The sequence below is a fragment of the Streptomyces sp. NRRL S-337 genome (genome assembly GCF_000720175.1).
GTDB classification, from domain to species: domain Bacteria; phylum Actinomycetota; class Actinomycetes; order Streptomycetales; family Streptomycetaceae; genus Streptomyces; species Streptomyces siderophoricus.
Window position 1 is genome coordinate 1 of record NZ_JOIX01000185.1, and the last position, 464, is coordinate 464.

At 71.3% G+C, this 464-nt stretch carries 1 protein-coding gene; it reads right to left on the reverse strand.

Annotated elements, in window-relative coordinates:
* Positions 1-464, reverse strand: a 464-nt coding sequence (locus tag IG62_RS0141005) for a toxin glutamine deamidase domain-containing protein (RefSeq protein ID WP_030816407.1), incomplete at both ends; no start/stop codon positions are given.

Sequence of the window (464 nt, forward strand, 5' to 3'; positions counted from 1 at the left end):
TTGCCGTTGTGGTTGACGACGTTCCAGGCGTGGGCGCGGCCGTTGTTGTCCTGGGTGACGATGACGGCTTGGGAGCCGTGGCCGTTGTTGCGGAGGTCGTTTTCGAGGCGGTGGAAGGCGTCGGGGCCGTTGCCGTAGTCGTGGAAGGGGGCGCCGAGGGTGTTTTCGATGCGGTTGCGGCCGTTGGTTTCGCCGCGGTCGGAGGGGGTTCCGTCGGGGTGGGTGTCGGGGGTGCGGTGGGCGGCGGCGGTGGGGTTGCCGGCGTAGGTGTCGGCGGTGGCGAGGGCGGCGTCGACGCAGTTGTTGTTGCGGCCGGGGGCGTCGGGGCCGGGGTGGTTGATGGTGCGGACCCAGTTGCCGTCGCGGGGGTCGGGGTGGGGTTGCGGGTCGCCGTTGTCGTCCTTGGGGATGGCGTTCTCGACGTGCTGCTGGTGCTCGTCGGTGGGGCCGTCCAGTCCGCCGGG